We start from the raw sequence: 20,110 nt of genomic DNA, 5'->3' as shown, positions 1-20,110 counted from the left end.
TGACAACATCAACAAGCTTCGCTTGGGTGCAGAAGCCCCGTTACAGGCAGAGAAGAAGGTCATACTGGATGAGATGAACAGCGTGGGCAGGAAGCTACAAAAGCTCAAGGACAACCTTATGAATGATCCTGATCTTGTACCCATCCTGAAGCCTGAGCTTATGAAAGTTCATACGCAACATGAACAGCTTCAGGAGAGTCTCGAAGCCATTGAAGCAAAGATTGCGGAGGACAACACTACGCCAGTAGATGCGGACGCTTTGCATCATCTGCTGATACACATACAGGACAAGCTGATGGCGGTGGATGCAGATGAACAGAAGGCTCTGTTGCGGCTTATGGTCGAGAGCATCCAGATCACTCCAGAAGCACCACGAGGCAAGGGACGTCAGGTCACAGCCATCCATCTGCACTTCGACTTTACTATCGACCGCATCAACCACGATTCCTTTAATTTGCTTACTCGCCTTGACGCGAACCAGTCTTATGACTTTGTTGCTCCTGTTGAAGCGTGGATGCTGGATTCGGGCAATACATCGGGGGATTCCTTAATGGAGTCCCTTTCTATTTTACCCTTAAAGGCGATACGGTTCCCCCCGATTAATCTTCACCGCCCGGTACACCTGCTCCACCAGCACAAGCCGCATCAGTTGGTGCGGCAGCGTCATGCGGCCGAAGCTGAGCTTCTGCTGCGCGCGGCGCAGGATGGCGGGAGAGAGGCCGTTGCTGCCGCCGATCACGAATGTGATGTGGCTCTTGCCGTAGGTGGCCAGCTTATCCAGTTGCACGGCGAGATCCTCGCTCGACCACAGCTCGCCATCTATCGCCAGCGCAATCACATGCGCCTCCGGCTTGATCTGGGCGAGCAGTCGCTCGCCCTCGCGATCCCGTACCTGCGCTTCCTCCGCCGCGCTCATCGTTTCCGGTGCTTTCTCATCCGGCACCTCCGTTAACTGCAGCTTCACATAAGGCCCGAGCCGCTTCGCATACTCGGCAATCCCCAGCACCAGATACTTCTCCTTTAACTTCCCTACTGCCGCTATCTGAATCAACATCGCAACCTCGCCTCCACTTTCCCGCCATTTCCTTTTACTCAATCTACATGCATTACCCTACTATCTGAACTGCTATATGTATCAGAGCTTTCGTAAGATCGGAAGCATTTTCCTATCGCCCAGATAATCCGTCTACCCCTCGTTTCCCTACCGTCCCCTTGCTCCTCGTTCCCTACTCCCCGTCTCCTAGTCCTCCACAATATCCTGCCCATCCATATATCCCGTCTCCCCATCGTCAAGCTTCACCACATACCACCGCCTGCCTGTCATAACCTCCTGTGACACGCGGCCTGTCCACTCGATCTTATCGCCCATGTAGACAACAGCGACGACAGCACTGTCCTCGTTGCTCTGCTCCCACACATTCGCCTCATTGGCGACTACGGTCACATAGCTCACCTCGGGCTCCGGCTCCGGCTGAGGCGCAGGCGCGCCACTCTGAATCGTTTCCACAATCTCATATTCATAGACATCACGAGGCAACCACTCCATAATGACGATATATTCGTCACCCGGCTTAGCATCTGCTTCCCTGTACGTTACCTTCACTCTCCGAACATCGTCCCGACTGGGGACTACCTCCAGCACCTCGACAGGCTCTGTCGCCTTCAGCTCCTCCACCAATCGGATGGCTGCCTGCGACTCCCCGACCGTATCATTGAGCGAGCCTCGATGGTACCAGCTTTTGACCCCTGTCTCATATAGGATGGAATCTGAGATCTGATCCTCGTCATGAACCCATTGACGCCCCAGCCCCAAAGTCGTGTTCAACTCCGCATAGCTGGCAAAAAATCTGTCCCAACGCTCCTCCACCGCCGCATATGTCATGGACATCGTGCTCGTAACCACTTGCTCCTCCTCATAGGTCAGGCTTGCGGTTGACGCCGCGAACTCATCTGGCTCCACAAGCTCCTTCAGCTTGTCCATGCTCTCCTGAACAGTCGCTCGCCGCAGCTCCTCCTTGTCGAACACATAGGCGTCCATCTCCTGTACAACCTGCAAGCATAACTCACGAATCTCAGGACGAATCCCTCCGCCTGATCCTGTCGACGTCGCAGCCTGACTGCACCCCGCCAGCACGGAGCAGCACAACAATAGTATGTACCATCTTCCCATAAGCCGCATCATGATGTCGTCCCCGTTCCCCCAAGTCTATAAATGTGAAAATAGTTGAATCGTCTTGCCACTCTCCCCACAGCATCCCACGAACCAAAGCAGCACAGAAAATAGCTCCCCATGATCGGTCGTATAGAGCTAGGGCCATCAATGCCACGCGGCACAGCCATTCATCTTTTCACCCAGTATATACCACCCCGTCAAGGGTTGTCAGCCATCTTGCACAACACTTTACCCCCTTGTGTGTATAGCCTCCTGCTATATTGCTTCCCGACCTCAGCCTATACCACCCTTCTGATCCTACTATCCTGTTCTAGTCGGCATCCTGACCGTCCGTTCCTGCCCACGCCCCTGTCATTGTTCCTCTAACTGTCCTTCTCCTCAATCCTCCGTTCACACTGCCCCGAGCGATCTGTTCGTCCTCTATCCTAAAGTTCCGCGAACAATGGTAGATCGGCTACCGTCATAGAGCGAAGCACTGAGTGCTGGGAAGGAGCCGCACGCAGCTCCTCTCCAGTCTGCCTCATTCCTTCACCAGCAGCCCAATCATCCCCTTCGCCGGTGCCTGCGTCTTGCCCAGCCTCTCCACCGGAGTGGCGTCCACCGCGAGCGCCAGCTTCACGAAGGTCATAATCTGCTCATACATGAACTCCGCATCCAGCTTATCCAGCCCGCCCGCCGCTCCTGTCGCGCACAGATAATCTGGAGCCGGTATTAACGACACCGTCGGGATGCCCGCCATGTACAACGGTTGTCCCTCGCCAAAATAGATCGTGCTCTTCGGGCGCAGCGTAATGCTCCTGACCTTCGTCCGACCCTCCAGCGCCTCTCTATACAGCTCGTCCAGCATCGGATTACCCGTATAGACCAGCTCCATCTCTAATCGGCCTGTCGCTCGATAGGCCACCTTCGCGCCCTCCTGGTGATCCTTCCATTCCAGGCAGCCCAGATGCTCGAGCGTCAGGCCAGCGACAGCCCTGGCATGCCCCTCCTTGCCATCCCATAGCTCGGGGTGGTCATGCAGCCAGCGTGTGGTAGCCTGCCCGTGAATGCCGAACTGTGGAATCTGGAAATGTCCCGTCACAAATACAAACACCATACTGCGTCCCCGCTCCGCAAGCGGCAGAGACGAGAAATACCCGGCCATCGCCAGCAAGCCGACAGCCCCGTTCTCCTCGCAGGCATTCGGGCCATCTGTATGCGTGTTAATAATAACCGTCTCCTGCTCATTCCTTCCAGGCAATACCGCATACAGTGTATCGCTCTCTGCCCGCTCCTCTCTGTCTGCCTCCAGCAGCAGCCGCGCACGCGCGCCTTGCTCCGCCAGTTGCTTCAGCCTGCTGCCCGCCTCCTTGCCCACCCATAACGCGGGACACTGCTGCGGCCCCGTCGTGAACGGCAAGTATTGCGCCCGCGCATTCGCCTCCGACAGATCGCGCCAGATGCAGATGACGCCGAGTACCCCTGCTGCTGCCGCCTGCTCCAGCTTAGGCCCTCGCAGCACCGAGCTGATGACCGAATTGCTCAGTATGCGCGGGATACGCTCGTGTATCGGATCGGAGGCCCGCCGCTTGCAAAATAACGCGGACGGCAGACGGGGGCTGCTCACCTCGACAACCGCAATCTTGCCGGCCGCATCACGGAACCGCCCCGGCCCCTTCCCGCAGTACACCAGCTCGCCAGTAATACCCTCCGCGGGCGTGCTCCCCGAATACGGATAGTAGAACGAGACAGGTACCTCCTCCTCTCGGTCGCCCTCAGCCAGAACGGACAGCCTCCATTGCTTGGCCTCCCATTTCGTAAAGTGATGCCGATCTCTGTACGTTTGCAGCCCCATCTGCTTCAATTCTGCTTCCAGCTCGTCGATCATCTGTCGATGTGCCGCATTGCCGGTCAGCCTCGGCCCATACCCGTCGACTCTCCGCTGCCACGACCACACCTGCTCCCGGCTGGGCAGCTTGGTCGAATCAAACCTTCTATTCATTTCAGCCCCTCGCATTGCCATCCCCCTCTTCTTTCTGTTCTACGTGGCATTCCGCTTGAATACATGACAACTTAGCTTTCATTGACATTGCATTGCATTACATTACAGCTTGTTTGCCCCCTAATCAGCCGCTCCCCCCTCTGAGTCATCCATGCGAAATGCGTCCAGATATTCATGAATCCGTTCCTCCGACGTCTGCAGCAGGCCGCGCAGCATCTCCTGCATGTTTTGCAGCGCCGCAATCTTGTCATCAATCTCCACAATCTTATCCTGTACCAACCCCCGCAGCGTATCCGGCTGCATATCCCTGCCCAGCAGGTGCAGCACCTCTTGGATCTCCTTCAACGAATAGCCTAGCGCCTGGGCATCGCGAATGAACTTGATCTGGATCAGATAATGCTCGGCATACCTGCGGTAGCCGTTGGCCGCCCGTGGCGGCAGAGGCAGAATGCCACTGTCCTCGTAATAGCGGATCGTCGCCGCGCTGATTCCCGTCCGCCTCGCCAGTTCCCCGCGCGTCATGCTTGCCATCACCCTATTCCCTCCTTTGCGCCTAGCGCCAGCTAAGACACACCCATTATCCCCGTCTTCGTTGCCACACAGTAACCAACCTCCCCTATTACCAGTATAAACCTTGAAGTATACTTCAGAGTCAAGCCTATCCGCTCATCGTATCCTTTGTTCAACGTATGCCCGCAGGATAGAAGATCGAAGGATACACCATTCTGTTGTAAAATGAAAGCAAAGCGTAAATGGAGGAATACAACGATGATTACAGTCATAACCGAAATGGAGATCGACGCCCCGATTCAGAAATGCTTCGACTATGCGCGGGATATTGATCTGCACACCCGCACCGTATGGCCGCATACACGTGAGCGTGCGGTTGCCGGCGTGACCACCGGCCCCATCGGACCCGGACAGACGGTTACCTTTGAAGCGACCCACCTGTTGGTTCGCCAGCGCCTCACCTCCAAGATTACTGCATTCGAGCCTCCCTATCTGTTCGTCGACGAGATGCAGCGCGGCGCATTCAAGAGCTTGAGACACTACCATGAATTCGCAGAGCGCGGGGGGAGAACCTTCATGACTGATCGGCTCTATTTTGAGGCTCCACTCGGCGTACTCGGCATCATCGCGGAGCAGCTCGTACTGAAGCGGTATATGCGTAGGTTTCTGGAGCATCGCAATCTCGAATTGAAGCGACTGCTTGAAGAGCAGCGACCGCTCTCGCACCACTAACAGAGAGCGGCTGCTCCAGCAGACGCGGGCGGCCCGAGCGACATCAGCCCTCCTCTCAGATGCCGCACCACACGCACCACAGCCAATTGAACCATAACCGCTCGCTTGGGGTGAGCCAGATGCCCGCCCATTTTTTTCCGCCGAATCGGCTCACCTTCTTCTGAATCTAATGATACAATAACGATAGCCAGGCAAGGAAAAACATAGAAGCGGCTCTCCTCTCTACCTGCGTTACCCGCGGCGCCGCCTCGCCTGTCAGACCGTTCTACAGACGCCTTAACCGCCCGTTTTGACCGCTTGGGGGCAAACGCTATGCAGACCCGCCCTCCACCGTATAGAGTATGGGATATTCCCAAACCATGAAGCGGAAAGGCGGCTACCTAACTATGGTACTCATCCAATGCATTGTTCTCCCACTACTCCTGCTCCTCGGCGCAGCAGCGGGCCTGCTGGCCTACATGAACAGACCCCTATCCAGAGGTTCGGTCACAGCTCGCATTCAGGAGCATCTAACGAAGGTTGCTCACGGCAACAATGAGCTATCCAGCGTGCTGCTCACCATCTACTCCCCTTCGACCGGCTACCTGGAGCAATTCGCAGCAGGGACGAAGAATTTCGCCACCACTGAACCAGCGCGCGTGAATAGTCCCTACCACTCTGCCAGTATCGGCAAGATGCTATGCGCCACCATCTACGGCATGCTGGTCGACGAAGGCAAGCTGGGCTTCGATGATCCCATCCGAACGTGGCTGGGTGAAGAAGTGCTGGACGGCCTGTTCGTCGTCGATGGCATCGATTACTGTGGGCAGGTGACCGTGCGTCATCTGCTGACGCATACCTCGGGAGTGAACGATTATTTTGCAGGCCCGGTCGTCATCGGCTCTACAATGCTGGAGCGTATCAAGGCAGCGCCAGATGAGATTTTTACACCTATGCAGCTTGTCGCCTTCACCAGAGAGCGCCAGCAGCCTGTGGGTCGGCCGGGGGAACAATTTTACTACTCCGATACGGGCTATGTGTTGCTGGGACTGATTCTGGAGGCAATCGAGGAGCGGAGCTATGCGGATATTATGCAGGAACGCTTGTTTAAGCCACTCGGCATGCAAGATAGCTATGTGAAGGACCCATATGGCGTGCAGGCAGATGCGCTCGGGGTCTATGTGGATGGCATCGACTTCAACGGCAAGAAGGCGCTGTCGATCGATTGGGCAGGCGGCGGCATCATCACGACGATGGATGACCTGCTCGCATTTATGAAGTCGTTCACACAGGGGGCTCTGGTGTCCAGTGACGTATATCGACAGATGACGGATTTCAGCCAGCGCTACGATCAGAGCATTTACTATGGAATGGGCATGATGTATTTTGATTTTAGCAAGCTGTCCTTCCTGCTGAGAGGGATGACCGATGTGTATGGGGGAGTGGGATCGACGGGCACCTACGTCCTGTATGATCCAGCCAAGGAGACGTACTACATCGCCAACTTCGGGTCGCTGCACTATGCGCGGCAGGCTATACAACAACTGATTCGGATCAGAATGATCTATAATCGGATGATCGTCAAATGAAGGATCGTCGATGAAATATCGCAGACTCAGCGGTTAGGAGACGCACAATGGTTGAACTCGTATGCTCGCACAAGGTAATGGAAAAATTGCAGCCGCAGCTCGCAAAGCATCAGATCGAGATTCGCCCGGACAGTCCGCTTGCACTGGTGGAGCGCGGCTTCGAACTGCCTATTGACAAGCTGTGCATCGTATTTGAGGCGCTGGACTATATGGATGTCGTTCAACTGCTGGTCTCGGGCATCCATACGACTCCCCATTACCTGAGCGCCATCACTGGCCTGAGCAATAATCGCTTCGCGGTGCTGGAGCCTCACGATGTGCTGTATCTGGAGGCAGGTGCGGATGGCATTCAGGCATGCACGACAGCAGGCCGCTACAGTGTCAAGGAGACACTGCACTACTACGAGAGCCTGTGGGCATCGCGGGGATTTGTCCGCATCAATAAGTCTCAGCTCGTCAATCTGCTGCAGGTCAAGGAGATTATCCCGTGGTTCAACTCTCGCTACGTGCTGCGCATGGATCATGCTGTCGAGCTGGAGGTATCCAAGATGTACGCCAAGAAGCTGCGGCACACATTGAACTTATAGGAGCGGAAGACATGGAGACCGTTAATTTTACAAATGTGATCAAATCGTTCTTTCTCGGTATTGTTATCGGCGTGATGGTACAGCTTCAAGCTCCGCCTGGGCTGCTGCCGTCCTACAAGGTCATGTCCGTGCTGGCGAGCGGCAGCATCGGCTTCATCATCGGGCTGATTACGGAATGGATCACCTCGATGCTCCCGCTTCGCTTGGCACGGATGAGGACTTACTTTCTCATTAACGGCTTGATTGCCTTGAGTGTGACGTTCATTCTCCTGATCGGCATGAACCAGATCACTGTCAACGAGGGGCATAGCCAGGAGGGATTTCTCCCGGTCGTGGCGATCGTGCTGGGCATCGTCGGCGCAGCCAATCTGCTCGACTACATGTGGTATCGACGAACTCAGCACAAGCTGGATTCGTTCAAGGCATCGATGAAGGAGAGATGAGTCTGGAGCGAGGGCTACTGAAGGAGCTGTGTCCTTCAGGACAGAGAGGTGATTGCAGGAGACGGAGGTGAGTCTTCGGCAATCACCCTTCAATCTCGGCCAACGACTGGCCTAGCCGTGAATTAGAGAACCATCAGGCCCATTCATAAACCTCATTCTTCCATCAGCGCTCTAGCCGCGCCATCTTCTCGCAATCGCCTCGATATGCTCTGGCGAGGTCCTACAGCAGCCCCCGATGATGCGCGCTCCTGCCTCATACCACGCCTGCGCGTCCAGCTCCACGATGCCGCCGCATGCCTCATGCTCGCCGCTATGCCATGTCTTCGTCTGCGCGTCATAGACCTCACCCGAGTTCGGATAGACGATGATCGGCTTGCTCGTGCTCGCCCGCAGCGTCTTCACGGCCTCACCCGTGATCGCGGCAGGCGCGCAGTTCAGGCCGATCGCAGCAATCTGCGGGTAGCCCTCCAGCTCCGCCGCGCATTCCGCCAGCGGCGTGCCCTCGCTGATCGATTGTGCATCGCGCAGCGAGAACGACATCCACGCATAGGCGTCAGGCCACTCCTGCAGCAGCCGAGCCAGCACGCGCGCCTCCTGCAGCGAAGGAATCGTCTCCATCGCCAGCACATCGGCACCCGCCGCGATCAGCGCGGCAAGCCGCGGGCGGTGGAACTGCTCCAGCGCCTCATCCGTTACCCCATAGTGGCCGACATACTCCGAGCCATCCGCCAGGTACGCCCCGTAGGGGCCGACCGAGGCCGCCACCAGCGGACGGGGACGGGATGCGCGGGCCGCATCGACGCCCTGTCCTTCATCTAAGCCCGCCCTAGCTCCCGCTGCTTCCGACGCTTCCTCCATAGCAGCCATAGCGGCCATTCCTGCCGCCTGCTGCTGCCACTCCTGCCAGAAATCATCGCGCGCGCGCCTTGCCAGCTCGACCGTCTTCCCGATCAGCGCTAGCGCCTCCTGCTCCGACAGACCACGCTTCAGGAAGCCGTCCACCGTCGCCTGGTAGCTGGATGTAATCGAGCAATCCGCACCTGCCCGGTAATAGGCCAGATGCACCTTATAGATCATCTCCGGCTGCTCTAGCAGCACACGCGCCGACCAGAGCGGATCATCCAGATTGCAGCCATGCCGCTCCAGCTCCGTCGCCAACGCGCCATCAAGGATCATTAACGGGTAATCTGCCAATAGCTTCTCGATTGGATTCCCAACACCGTTCATTTCGGTCACTCTCCTGATCTGTTTTATTCGGATTCTATGCCGCCAAATTTAACGCGCCTTCTTCCGCACCGTCAGATGGTAGCTGATATAGCACAATATAATGAACGGCGCCCCGCAATACAGCGCCACGCGCTGCGCCGGGTCGAACGCGATGCCCACCAGCGAGGCCAGGCACAGCAGGAAGGAGGCAATCGGCACCAATGGATAGAGCGGTGTCCGGTATACGAGGTCCTTCACCGCGCCCCCGTTCCTCACATACTCCCTGCGGAACATCAACTGCGATGCGCTGATGCTCATCCAGACCACTACGACCGCAAGACCCGAGATGGACACAAGCACGATATAGACCGTATCCGGCGCTACGATACTGGAGAACAGGGCCAGACCGCCGCCCAGCATACTGAAGATAAGCGCATTGAGCGGGATACCCTTATCGGTCAGACGGCCGAACATAGGCGGGATCGTCTTCTTATCAGCGAGTGACCACAGCATCCGTGCAGACGCGTATAGACCCGAATTCGCCGCGGACAAGATGGCCGTCAAAATAACGAAGTTCATCACATCCGCAGCATACGGCACACCGACCCGATCAAGCACAGCAACGAATGGACTCTCCGTTACCCCCGCCACCTCCATTGGCAACAGCGCGGACAGCACCACGATGGTACCGATGAAGAAGATGACCAGCCGCCATAGCGTCGTATGGATGGCCTTCGGAATCGTCTTCTCCGGGTTATCCGCCTCGCCCGCTGCGATACCGATCAGCTCCGTGCCGGAGAAGGCGAAGTTTACCGCCAGCATCGTCATGACAATGGCGAAGGCGCCATTTGGAAACCAGCCTGCGCTTGTCAGATTGCTCAGCAGCGGAGCAGGCGCACCATCCGCCATCGGTACGAAGCCGAACACTGCACCCGCTCCGATGAGGATAAACAGTACAATCGTCAGCACCTTGACTGACGAGAACCAGAATTCCGACTCCGCGAAGAACCGAACGGTTATCGCATTGAGCACGAAGATCAGCACCGCGAACAGCGCGCTCCAGATCCACACACTAATATCCGGGAACCAGCGCTGCATAAGCAGCCCCGCTGCCGTGAATTCTGAGCCCAGCGCCACCGTCCAGGTTAGCCAGTATAGCCAGGCCACCGTATACCCGGTTGCCGGACCAATATATTTTGCAGCATAGCTGTGGAATGCCCCCGTCTCCGGCATATGAACCGACAGCTCCCCCAGACAGAGCATCACCAGATAGACAGCAATCGCGCCGACCATATACGATAAGATCGTTCCGATCGGCCCTGCCTGTTGAATGGTATAACCGGAGCTTAAGAACAGCCCGGTTCCGATGACGCCGCCCAGCGACAGCATCACGATATGCCGGGTCTGCATTTTACGTTGAAATTGCGGTTTTTCTTCGTTTCCCATCATGACGTGCTCCTCACCTATTGATTGCTGCTGCAACTGCCCGTGACACTTGTCCATCTCTCCGGAGATGGCATATAAGAAGAGCCCGGTCATCCACCGCTACTGGTGCATTCCGGGCTCAATCCGTCTCCTGCTATACAACGAGGAACGTTGCAGGCTCCTCGCACAGCTCGCACTTAACCGGAGGGTCCCAATTGGCAAAATGGGTCTCCTTCAGATCCACCACATCCGGCGCATCCTCGAATTCGTCTACAAACTTGTCAATTGCCAATTCAACATGCTCTTTGCAAATACAATACATAGTCGGGTATGCAGCTCCATCTCTGTCGGCTGTTCAGCCCTGATTGGTTATTCCTCTTCCGCCAGCTCTGCCAGGGTGAACGACACCTTGTTCAGCTCGCCATCACGGTAAAAGGCCAGTTCAATTGTATCACCAATTTGTTTTTTTGTGTACAGGTACTTGCGCAGCTCCATCATGCTGCCAATCTCTTGCCGATCCAGCCTGACGATCACATCATTAAATTTGATCCCCGCCTTCTTCGCCGGCCCGACAGCCTCCAGCACGATCACGCCGCGCTTCACATCCTTCGGCAGCTTCAGCTCCTCGCTGTCCGCCACATCGCTATCCTTGCCCTTGGTCTCGGCAGCATAGGCCTTCTGGGCATAATATTGCTCCAGATCGAGCGTGTAGACACCCAGATAAGGACGCTTCACCTTGCCATACTGGATCAGGCTCTCCACAATCGGCAACACATTATGCATCGGTATCGCAAAGCCCAGTCCCTCTACCCCGTAATCGGCCACCTTCATGCTGTTAATGCCGATCAGCCGCCCATTCAGGTCGATCAACGCACCACCGCTGTTGCCCTGATTGATCGAGGCATCAATCTGAATCACTTCCTGCTCCCAATCATAGATGCCGTCCTGGTTCAGCGAGACGGGAATGTAACGCCGCGTCTTGCTCACAATCCCCATCGTCAGCGAATCGCCCAGTCCCAGCGGGTTGCCGATCGCAATGACGGTTTCTCCGTCGCGCAGCGCCATCGAATCGCCGATATCAGCGATCGTGTCGATGCCCTTCCCGTCCATCTCCAGCACCGCCAGATCGGTGATCTGATCCTTCCCGAGCAGCCGTGCTGTCCGCACCTGCCCGCTTGCCAGCACCGCCTTGATCGATTCGGCGCCATCTACAACATGATAGTTCGTAATGATGCGAACCTTCCCGTCATCCTTCTGGAAGATGACACCGGAGCCCATACTGGCTGTCTGATAGACGGCCTCTGTGTCCGCGCTTTCCTCGCTTGCACCGCCTTCGCCCTTCGCAGTACCGCTGCCCGGACGGGCAGCCAGCTTCTGCTCATTCAGGATGCTCACAACAGCCGGCCCGATCTTGGCCGCTGCAACAATAGGCCGCTCATACGGGTCGAGTGCCTGCAGTGATCCTGCTGCCTCATGCCTGGCCGCCCCCGTATCAAACATCAGGCCGAACAGCAGTACAGCGGCGAGGGCGCTGATCAAGGAAGACGTAAAGGCGATGCGGACTGGCGTCCAGCGAATCTTCGAGCTGAACCGGGGCATCGATGTCCTCTGTTCCAAGCGAGCCTTGCGGGATACCTTCGTCGAAAAAAAATCGTCGTCGAACAAACTCATTGCACCGATCGCCCCTCCCGATGCCGCACGCATCAAGACTATATTTTAAGCTGCCGTTCTTTTCTCCCGCATCCTCGACTGCATTGTCACACGCCACAGCAACTTGCTGCAGCGGGAAATATGGCTGCGACAGGAATGTTTTTCGGATGAATCGACTACACTATTAATAGATTGCATAGATATAGATAGGCTTAGAGCTGTACACATCCCAGCTATCTACCATTATACCTTACTTCCCCACAAAAGGAGCGATAAAAAAATGTCAACGCGATCCACCTCTCCCGCCTGAGAGCACGTCCAGCTTGTCGGAGCCATCGCCGATCTCAAGGATGACCACTATCAGCTACTTCTTACGCTCAGTTCCATGATAGAACTGCTCATCGATAAAGGCATCCTGACGCGTGAGGAGCTTGCTGACAAGGCTGCGATTGTTGATCGGGAGCTCACAGCTACTATCTCCGCTTCACTTCGTCCCATTCGGTAGGGCGATCATGATAGGTATCCTTAATTGCGAATTCATCCCGCTTAAAAAAGAACCCGCGGTTCTCTAATATACTATTCACCGTGAGCTTGGCCAAATCCATCTGATTATGGTCGAGGCTCAGATGCGCCAGATACACCCGCTGCGTCCGATCGGCCATCAGCTCGCAGAGCGCCTCCCCAGCCGCTTCATTGGACAGATGGCCCAGATCGCCAAGAATCCGCCGCTTAATATTCCACGGATAACGTCCCACGCGGAGCATCTCTATATCATGATTAGATTCCAGCACGAGCACATCCGATCCGGCAACCTGCTCCTTGACTTTGTCGCTCATATAGCCAAGGTCCGTCACCAGACTCAGCTTGCTGTTCCCATTGTACAGGCAATAGCCGACCGGCTCTGCTGCATCATGAGAGATCGCGTAGGACTCTGCCCGCAAGCGACCCAGCGGGCCGCCGAACTCGACGGACCCGCCAGTAGGCAGCACCTTGCGCTTATCCTCTGCAATCTCGCCTACATGCTTATTCATTTCCTCCCAGGTCGCTTCGTTCGCATAGATGGGCAGCTCGTATTTGCGGGCGATCGCACCCAATCCCTTGATATGATCCGAATGCTCATGCGTAATTAGAATGGCATCGAGCGAGCTCGGCTCAACCTCCCGCGACTTCATTAGCTGCTCCAGCTTCCTCGCGCTCAAGCCGGCATCGATCAGAATCATCGCATCCTCCGACTGTACGATCGTTGCATTCCCCGTCGAGCCGCTCGCCAGCACTGTAAATCGTAATCCCATACCTCTCTTGCCTTCCCTCTCCCTACTGGCCGTCTTCCGCCTTCCCGGCAGCTTCATTCTCTATGACCACCTCAGCGGTGATCGCATTAATATAGTACACTTCCCCATCCTCAAGCAGCACCCGCCACGATGGCGAGGCCACCTGCATATCCGTATCAAAGAACAGCCCGTGATAACCTAGCCGAATATCCTTAATTCCCGATCCAGGCTGCAGATACTTCTCGATCAATCGACCGATCGCCTTGGATGCCGACAGCACCGCCTGATCACGCGGCTTGCCATTCTTCACCTGCTCCACAGTCAACTGCCTGTAGGCCATAATCTTCTGATTGCTGTAGCGCAGCTCCAGCCTTGCGTCAAACATCGGCAGATGGTCTACCATCCGGTATAGCACGAACAAGCCGTCCGTGCCATAGGTGCTGGCCTCGGAATCGAACGCATATTGATCCAGTGAGGGGATGATGCTGCCAAGCTCGTCTTGCAGCTCCTTCTCATTGAAGATAATTCTACTGTTAACCGGCGTCTCCAGCAGCTTCTCCTCCACACTGTCCGGAGCCTGCTCGAACCTGTACTCCAGATCCGGCAGCACCGGCGTGCCCGATGGAATCTTGCCGAGCAAGCGCACATTCTTCTCTTGCATAATGCGTTGCGTCTCCGGAGGCAGGTCCGTCATATCCATATTGGTGTCGATCCGCTCGCGTACATCCAGCCATAGCTGGTAGCCGAGCAGCACATTCAGCATAATAAAGGCGAAGATCAGCACGCTCTTCGCTCTGCCCCAATCCATAGACCCTCCCACCCCCGTTCCTAAATGATGCCTACTTATCCGATGTCTGCCCCGGCTGGGATGCTGCGTCGCCGTCTAACAGCTCGCGCCGAGCCGAGTTCGGCGCCTCCTGCTCCAGCACTGTGCCGGCAGGCAGCGCCTCGCCGAGTACCTCCGTTGTGCCGTCCTGCAGCCGCACTGCCCACACCGGAGTGAGCCGCAACTGCTTGCCCCCTGTTAGTGAAGGCCGCAGTGCCGGATAGACTGCTTCGACCTCGGCGCGTCGATCGTAGGCCGACACCAGTTGCTTCAACTGCTCGCCCCCTGGCAGGTAGCGAACCACCTTCTCGGCCTTGCCGCTGGCAATCGTCATGAGCGACCGCTCATATTCCGTGACAATCCCTTGCTGCACCGCCAGCTCCATCAGCCCGAAGCGGAAGCTCGGCAGGCTCAGGATCGGTAGCGATTGATAATATTGGCGGAACTCCAGCCGCCCGCTGTCCTCCGGCTCCGGGTTGACGAATCGATGCAGCCCGTCCCACCCGCCATGCTGATTGATGAACGAGATCGCCGAGTAGACATTGCTGCTCAGCACATCCTTCGTACTGGCGGCCGCGACAGGGTCCGTGAATTTGATCCACTGACCATCCTGCTCCACCTGCATGCCTCGTTTGCCGTCCGTATAGATCTGTGTGCCGCTCCGATCCTCGATCGTGCGGGTACTGCTCGGATCGAAGAACAGATTTTTTTGCATCTGCTCTGGTGAATACATCTCATAGTGGATGACCGATTCGATGGCCTCCAGCGGACGCAGCGGCAGATACAGCTCGCCATCCGCTGTGGCATAAGACGGCCAATACTCTCCGTAGCCCGCATACTCCTGGACATCGCTGATCGTCAGGTCAGCCCGGATCGATTCATACACCATGCTCGTCACTGAACTGAAGAAGTAGACTCGTACTTCCTCGCGATCCTTCATTCGATAGATCCAGATGCGATCAATCTGATCATTAAGGAACATCAGATCGCCGTCCAGCTTCATCATCTTCTGCAGCAGCTCGACCGGAACGCCGTAGCCGAAGCGAAGCTCAAGCCCTACCTCCTGGCTGCGGATGGTATCCCAGTCCTGCACATTGCGCAGATTGCGCTCGAAGCTCTTGAACTCGCGGCCGCGCAGCCTCTCCAGGATACGGTTATAGAATTCGGTGTCGGGATACAGTACCGTATGCTTATCCCCCCCGAGATGCAGCACGATGTCCTCAGGGAAGATCAGGTTCTCTACGCGCTCCTCCTGTCCGATCTTCTCGGTCTGCACATAATCCTGCTCGGTGGAGACGATCGTGCCCAGACTTGGGAAGCTATAAGCAAGAAAGTAGCTTTGCAGCAGGCTTAGCACGACGAGGAAGGCCAATACGCCGGTCTTGATTTTCTCGATCATGACACGCCGCCCCTTTCCTGCATCGTAGGTAAAGTAAAGGTAACGACCGTGCCTTCATTCCATTCAGAGTCGAGCGAGATGGTGCCCCCGTGCGCCTTGATAATTTCCCGGGCAATGGACAGACCAAGCCCTGTGCCGCCCATATTGCGCGACCGCGCCTTGTCCACACGGTAGAAACGGTCGAAGATACGGCTCAGATCCTTCTTAGGAATGCCAATCCCCGTATCCTTGACGCGGATCGAGATGGAATCAGCATCCGCCATAGCGGCAGAGATTTCGATATGACCGCCGTCCATCGTATACTTGATCGCATTGGACACCAGATTATCTAGCACCTGATCAATCTGATCACGATCCAGCCAGGCCGTTGTGACCGGATGCTTCACCTGCACATTCGCATGAATGGACTTCTGCCGCAGTTGGAAGGAGAAGCGGTCAGCCACCTCCTCCAGCATCTCGGCAATATCCGTCTCTTGACGGCGCAGCGGCGCCTGGTTCGAATCGAGTCGCGACAGATGGAGTAGATCTGTAACCAGCCGGATCATCCGCTCCACCTCGTTGCTGATGACGCCGACGAACCGACCGGCCAGCTCCTGCTCCTGCAACGCGCCATCCTCCAGCGCCTCGGCATAGCTCTTGATCGTCGTCAGCGGCGTGCGCAGCTCATGCGATACATTGGCCACGAACTCACGCCTGGATTGCTCCAGCTTCTCCTGCTCGGTCACATCCTGCAGCACGACGATCGTTCCCGACGCCGTCTTGTCACGCCGATGAATCGGAGTGAACGTCACCCGCATCGTATAGTCATGCTCATATTCCGGGCCCTCATTGCGAATCATGATCACCTGTTCTGCCGGGCCGCGCAACTGAGCCATTCGTTCTTCACCCAGCCCCAGCAGCTCTGTCAATGGCTTGCCCTCTCCCTGCTCGATCGCGAGCATCTCACGCGCTCTGCGGTTCGTCACGGCAACGACGCCCTGCTCGTCCGTAGCGATGACCCCATCACTCATATTCGTCAGAATCGATGCCAGCTTCTCCTTCTCCTCTTCATTGGCCGACAGCGCCTCCTGCAGCCGCGCAGTCATCTCATTGAAGGCCTCGCTTAGCTGTCCGATCTCATCATCTCCATGCACAGGCACCTGCTGATCGAATCGCCCCTCGGCGACTGCAGTCGCATGGCGAGTCAGCCCCTTGATCGGGTTCGTAATCGTATGTGCCAGCAGGACGCTCAGGATGCCTGTCAGCCCCAGCGCGATCAGCATCCCGGACATGAAGATGCCATTTACACGATTAATCGTCTCATACAGCCCGTTCATCGAAGCGACAATATAGACCGCACCGATGACCTTGCTATCATGGAATGCCGGCTTGGCGACGACCTTCTTGCGAACATTGTCCTCGCTAATAATGTCCTCTTCATTGTCCCGTATCCCCTGTAGCGCCCGACTGACCGCCAGCGTCGTGTTCTTGCGCCCGACGTAGGATTGATGGGACGGCATCGATGTTGTTAGCACCTTGCCGCTCGCATCGAGCACCTGAATCTCCGCTTCGTTAATACTGAACAGCGTGCTGACGATATCGCGCAGATCCCCGATCGTCTGCTCATCTGTCGTATTGGGACTTTGCGTCGACGGCGACAGCGTCTGCTCCACGAATTTGGTTAGAATATTGGCCTGCTCGTTCAGGTTGTTGGTGAACGACTCCATCAGCGATGTCTTCATCGTACTGATGAAATAAACGCCAATCAACTGCATGCCGATCAGAATCAGCAGCACATAGATAATAATCAGCTTGACCTGTATCGTACCGAAGATACGGGTGCCCTTCATCGATACCCGAAGCCTCCCGACTTTGGATTACGCATCAAATATCCCAAGCCTCTGCGCGTCAGAATATATTCCGGGCGGCTCGGATCATCCTCGATCTTCTCCCGCAGTCTGCGGATCGTCACATCAACCGTGCGCACATCGCCAAAATATTCGAATCCCCATACCGCCTGCAGCAGATGCTCACGGGTCATCACCTTGCCGCAATTGCGCGCCAAATAGTGCACCAGCTCATACTCGCGATGCGTCAAATCCAGCGGCTCATCGTCCTTATATACAACATACATGTCTGTATCAATGAACAGATTGAACAGCTCCAGCCCCTGGCGTTCCGGCTGCTTGCTCTTATCCTCCTGGGCATCGCCCCCGGCCGCCACCAGCTCGGCTGTCTTCTGCTGTCTGCGCAGATGCGCCTTGACCCGAGCCAGCAGCTCGCGTGTGCTGAACGGCTTGGTGACATAGTCATCCGCACCCATCTCCAGCCCCAGCACCTTGTCCAGCTCGGTATCCTTGGCTGTCAGCATAATAATCGGTGTCTGCAGACGGGTACGAATCTCCCGACATACATCCATCCCGTCCTTGACCGGCAGCATCAGATCGAGCAGGATCAGATCCGGCTCTTCCTCGAAGGCCAACTGCACGGCTGCTCCTCCGTCTGACGCACAGATGACCTGATGACCTTCCTTCTCCAGATTAAATTTGATGATATCTGCAATCGGCTGCTCATCGTCTACAACCAATATTTTTCCATGCATGACCTCACCGCCTGTCCCTGCTTCATTTTGCTCTTATTTTAACATACCTTCGTCCCGACACCCAATTAAAGTTCTATCAGCTACCTCGCACTTCGTCCCCAGGGGAGTATTCCCCGCACGCTAAAAACTCCCCCACAGCAGACGCTATGGGAGAGTTAAAGTGGACTTCACTGCCACATCGCAGCAGTGAAGATAATATTCAGATATAAGTGCTGTACGCTTATAAATAACTCAGCGGATTCTGTGCATCGCCTTCCTTGAGAATCTCAAAATGGAGATGAGTTCCGGTTGAACGCCCTGTATTGCCCATGACGCCGATCTGGTCGCCCTTCTCTACAATGTCGCCCTTGCTGACAGTATAGCTGCTCAGATGTCCGTACAAGGTCTTGAATCCGTTCTGATGGTTCAGGATCACCACATTGCCGTATCCATTCTTCTGTCCGACAAACTCCACAATCGCCTCATCGGACGCCAGGATTGATTTGCTGCCGGTAATGTCGATCCCCTTATGCTGACGCCCCCAGCGCTTGCCGAAGGAGCTGGATACCTTGGCGCTGCTCACTGGCCACGCGAACTTGCCGCTGCCCTCGCCACGAACCACCTTGGTTCCCTTGATGATAACCGACGGCACAGCCGGCTCCAGAATTTCCTCGCCGGTTACCTCCTCGCTCATCAGGTAGCCATTCTGCTTCACAAGCTTATACGTCACCAGCTTCTTGCCCGGCTTGCCCTCGGTCACTACCTTCGACTCGCCTTCGCGCATCTCATCATTCTTCTGGATCGTGATCGGCGGCTCGACCTTCTCCGTCTCCTTGACGATCTCCTCTGTCTGCACCGTCACCGCAGGCTGAATCACCGTCAGATCGAGCTCATCGCCTACCCGAATAATATCATCCTCGATCCACGGGTTGTTCTGGTAGATCACCTGACGGGAAATATCGAACTTGGAGGCGATGCAGCCTACACAGTCACCCTCCTGCACCGTATACTTGGTCGGCTTGTTCGTCCCCTGCGTCAGCCGCTTGTATAGCTCCTCCTCGTCGGTGACGCGCTCAGGCGAGATGCTGATCTCTCCAGTAGCGATGTCCTCGACGAACTCCACCTTCGTCACTTCCTTCGACTCCACCTGTGCCTGGCTGTCATCGAAGGCAAGCGCCTTCACCTTCATACCGCTCTTGCCAGCGCTCTGTGTACCATATTGCGCCTGTATCTTCTCCAGCACCCGATCGGCTGCCGCCTGGTCTGCGGCGATGCCGATCAGCTTGCCCTCCACTCGTACCTCGACGCCGACTGCATGGAAGTCCAGCAGACCTCCCAGCTTCTGCAGCGTCTGCTCGCTCTCAGGCTGTGCCTTGAATCCACTCTGCGGGACATAATCCAGCGTACCGGTCTCCATCACCATCTGCAGCCCCGGATGCTGCTGCTCAACCTCCTGCTTCCTGCTTGCGAGCAGTTCGTCCACCTGCTGCGGATTGTCGATCGTTCCAAGCTGCTCGCCATCTCTATATACAAGATAATAATCTATCGTATTAGCGGAAATGTATTGCTGTGTTGTAAAGCCCGCGATCGCCAACAAGGCCATTACGCCCGCTGCAATCAGATAGGGCTTGCGGCGGCCAGCAACAGTCAATACCTGTCCCTCCGCACCATCCTTGCCTGTCTTCCCCTTGATCTTCATATCCTTCATGCCTAGCTTGCGAAAGCTGGTCTGCAACCATTGTCCTACTTTCCGCAATGGATGTTTATCCCTGAAAACGG

At 56.1% G+C, this 20,110-nt stretch carries 19 protein-coding genes; 4 read left to right on the top strand and 15 right to left on the bottom strand.

The annotated features are described in order from the left end of the window. Positions 1–574: 574 nt before the first annotated feature. From rlmH to ACY1JZ_RS23245, 4 genes are all read right to left on the bottom strand, one after another. Positions 575–1,054, bottom strand: coding sequence for a 23S rRNA (pseudouridine(1915)-N(3))-methyltransferase RlmH (gene rlmH / locus ACY1JZ_RS23260; protein WP_462631111.1), 480 nt, complete (start codon positions 1,052–1,054; stop codon positions 575–577). Between the two features lie 186 nt (positions 1,055–1,240). Further along, entirely contained in the window at positions 1,241–2,182 is a 942-nt protein-coding gene (locus tag ACY1JZ_RS23255; RefSeq protein ID WP_462631110.1) for an SH3 domain-containing protein, read from the bottom strand. 511 nt (positions 2,183–2,693) lie between these two features. After that, complete coding sequence (locus ACY1JZ_RS23250) at positions 2,694–4,154, bottom strand: hypothetical protein (RefSeq protein ID WP_462631109.1); 1,461 nt, start codon at positions 4,152–4,154, stop codon at positions 2,694–2,696. Positions 4,155–4,274: 120 nt separating this feature from the next. Further along, a complete protein-coding gene (locus ACY1JZ_RS23245) occupies positions 4,275–4,685 on the bottom strand; it encodes a MerR family transcriptional regulator (RefSeq protein WP_270166956.1) in 411 nt (136 codons plus the stop codon). A 237-nt stretch (positions 4,686–4,922) separates the two neighbouring features. On the opposite strand from ACY1JZ_RS23245, the gene ACY1JZ_RS23240 reads away from it, so the two are divergent. Further along, positions 4,923–5,396 carry an SRPBCC family protein gene (locus ACY1JZ_RS23240; RefSeq protein ID WP_462631108.1) on the top strand — a complete coding sequence of 158 codons (474 nt, stop codon included), beginning with the start codon at positions 4,923–4,925 and terminating at the stop codon, positions 5,394–5,396. Here ACY1JZ_RS23240 and ACY1JZ_RS23235 read toward each other — a convergent pair. Further along, on the bottom strand, positions 5,393–5,527 hold the full coding sequence (locus ACY1JZ_RS23235) for a hypothetical protein (protein WP_462631107.1): 135 nt from the start codon (positions 5,525–5,527) through the stop codon (positions 5,393–5,395). The two genes, ACY1JZ_RS23240 and ACY1JZ_RS23235, sit on opposite strands and share 4 nt — an antisense overlap. Positions 5,528–5,782: 255 nt before the next feature. Here ACY1JZ_RS23235 and ACY1JZ_RS23230 point away from each other — a divergent pair, with 255 nt between their 5' ends. Genes ACY1JZ_RS23230 through ACY1JZ_RS23220 form a run of 3 tightly spaced genes read left to right on the top strand, consistent with a single transcriptional unit; the run spans position 5,783 to position 7,994 of the window. Next, complete coding sequence (locus ACY1JZ_RS23230; RefSeq protein ID WP_462631106.1) at positions 5,783–6,964, top strand: serine hydrolase domain-containing protein; 1,182 nt, start codon at positions 5,783–5,785, stop codon at positions 6,962–6,964. Between the two features lie 47 nt (positions 6,965–7,011). After that, positions 7,012–7,551 carry a LytTR family DNA-binding domain-containing protein gene (locus ACY1JZ_RS23225; protein WP_270166960.1) on the top strand — a complete coding sequence of 180 codons (540 nt, stop codon included), beginning with the start codon at positions 7,012–7,014 and terminating at the stop codon, positions 7,549–7,551. An 11-nt stretch (positions 7,552–7,562) separates the two neighbouring features. Then, positions 7,563–7,994: a hypothetical protein gene (locus ACY1JZ_RS23220; RefSeq protein WP_270166961.1), complete on the top strand. Its 432-nt coding sequence runs from the start codon at positions 7,563–7,565 to the stop codon at positions 7,992–7,994. A 171-nt stretch (positions 7,995–8,165) separates the two neighbouring features. On the opposite strand, the gene mmuM is transcribed toward ACY1JZ_RS23220, so the two are convergent. The 10 genes from mmuM to ACY1JZ_RS23170 form a co-directional block, all read right to left on the bottom strand. Beyond that, a complete protein-coding gene (gene mmuM / locus ACY1JZ_RS23215; RefSeq protein ID WP_462631105.1) occupies positions 8,166–9,221 on the bottom strand; it encodes a homocysteine S-methyltransferase in 1,056 nt (351 codons plus the stop codon). 48 nt (positions 9,222–9,269) lie between these two features. Further along, the gene (gene mmuP, locus ACY1JZ_RS23210) at positions 9,270–10,646 is read right to left on the bottom strand and encodes an S-methylmethionine permease (protein ID WP_462631104.1); all 1,377 of its coding nucleotides are present in this window, start codon (positions 10,644–10,646) and stop codon (positions 9,270–9,272) included. A gap of 133 nt (positions 10,647–10,779) precedes the next feature. Further along, complete coding sequence (locus ACY1JZ_RS23205) at positions 10,780–10,947, bottom strand: CxxH/CxxC protein (protein WP_270166966.1); 168 nt, start codon at positions 10,945–10,947, stop codon at positions 10,780–10,782. 47 nt (positions 10,948–10,994) lie between these two features. Then, positions 10,995–12,296: a S1C family serine protease gene (locus ACY1JZ_RS23200; RefSeq protein WP_462631103.1), complete on the bottom strand. Its 1,302-nt coding sequence runs from the start codon at positions 12,294–12,296 to the stop codon at positions 10,995–10,997. Positions 12,297–12,748: 452 nt separating this feature from the next. Then, positions 12,749–13,567 (bottom strand): MBL fold metallo-hydrolase, encoded by an 819-nt coding sequence (locus ACY1JZ_RS23195; protein WP_270166972.1) that lies wholly within the window; start codon positions 13,565–13,567, stop codon positions 12,749–12,751. A 22-nt stretch (positions 13,568–13,589) separates the two neighbouring features. Next, a complete protein-coding gene (gene yycI, locus ACY1JZ_RS23190) occupies positions 13,590–14,354 on the bottom strand; it encodes a two-component system regulatory protein YycI (RefSeq protein ID WP_462631102.1) in 765 nt (254 codons plus the stop codon). A 31-nt stretch (positions 14,355–14,385) separates the two neighbouring features. Further along, on the bottom strand, positions 14,386–15,771 hold the full coding sequence (locus ACY1JZ_RS23185; RefSeq protein WP_462631101.1) for a YycH family regulatory protein: 1,386 nt from the start codon (positions 15,769–15,771) through the stop codon (positions 14,386–14,388). Next, positions 15,768–17,600 (bottom strand): cell wall metabolism sensor histidine kinase WalK, encoded by a 1,833-nt coding sequence (gene walK / locus ACY1JZ_RS23180; protein WP_462631100.1) that lies wholly within the window; start codon positions 17,598–17,600, stop codon positions 15,768–15,770. The genes ACY1JZ_RS23185 and walK overlap by 4 nt, the downstream gene beginning before the upstream one ends. After that, the gene (gene yycF, locus ACY1JZ_RS23175) at positions 17,597–18,352 is read right to left on the bottom strand and encodes a response regulator YycF (RefSeq protein ID WP_462631099.1); all 756 of its coding nucleotides are present in this window, start codon (positions 18,350–18,352) and stop codon (positions 17,597–17,599) included. Before yycF ends, walK begins: the two co-directional genes overlap by 4 nt. 220 nt (positions 18,353–18,572) lie before the next feature. Next, positions 18,573–20,087: a peptidoglycan DD-metalloendopeptidase family protein gene (locus tag ACY1JZ_RS23170; protein WP_462631098.1), complete on the bottom strand. Its 1,515-nt coding sequence runs from the start codon at positions 20,085–20,087 to the stop codon at positions 18,573–18,575. Positions 20,088–20,110: the final 23 nt, after the last annotated feature.

The sequence above is a fragment of the Paenibacillus sp. J5 genome, assembly GCF_054955055.1.
Note: the sequence above shows the minus strand (reverse complement) of the source record. Positions and strands in the feature narration are given on the sequence as shown.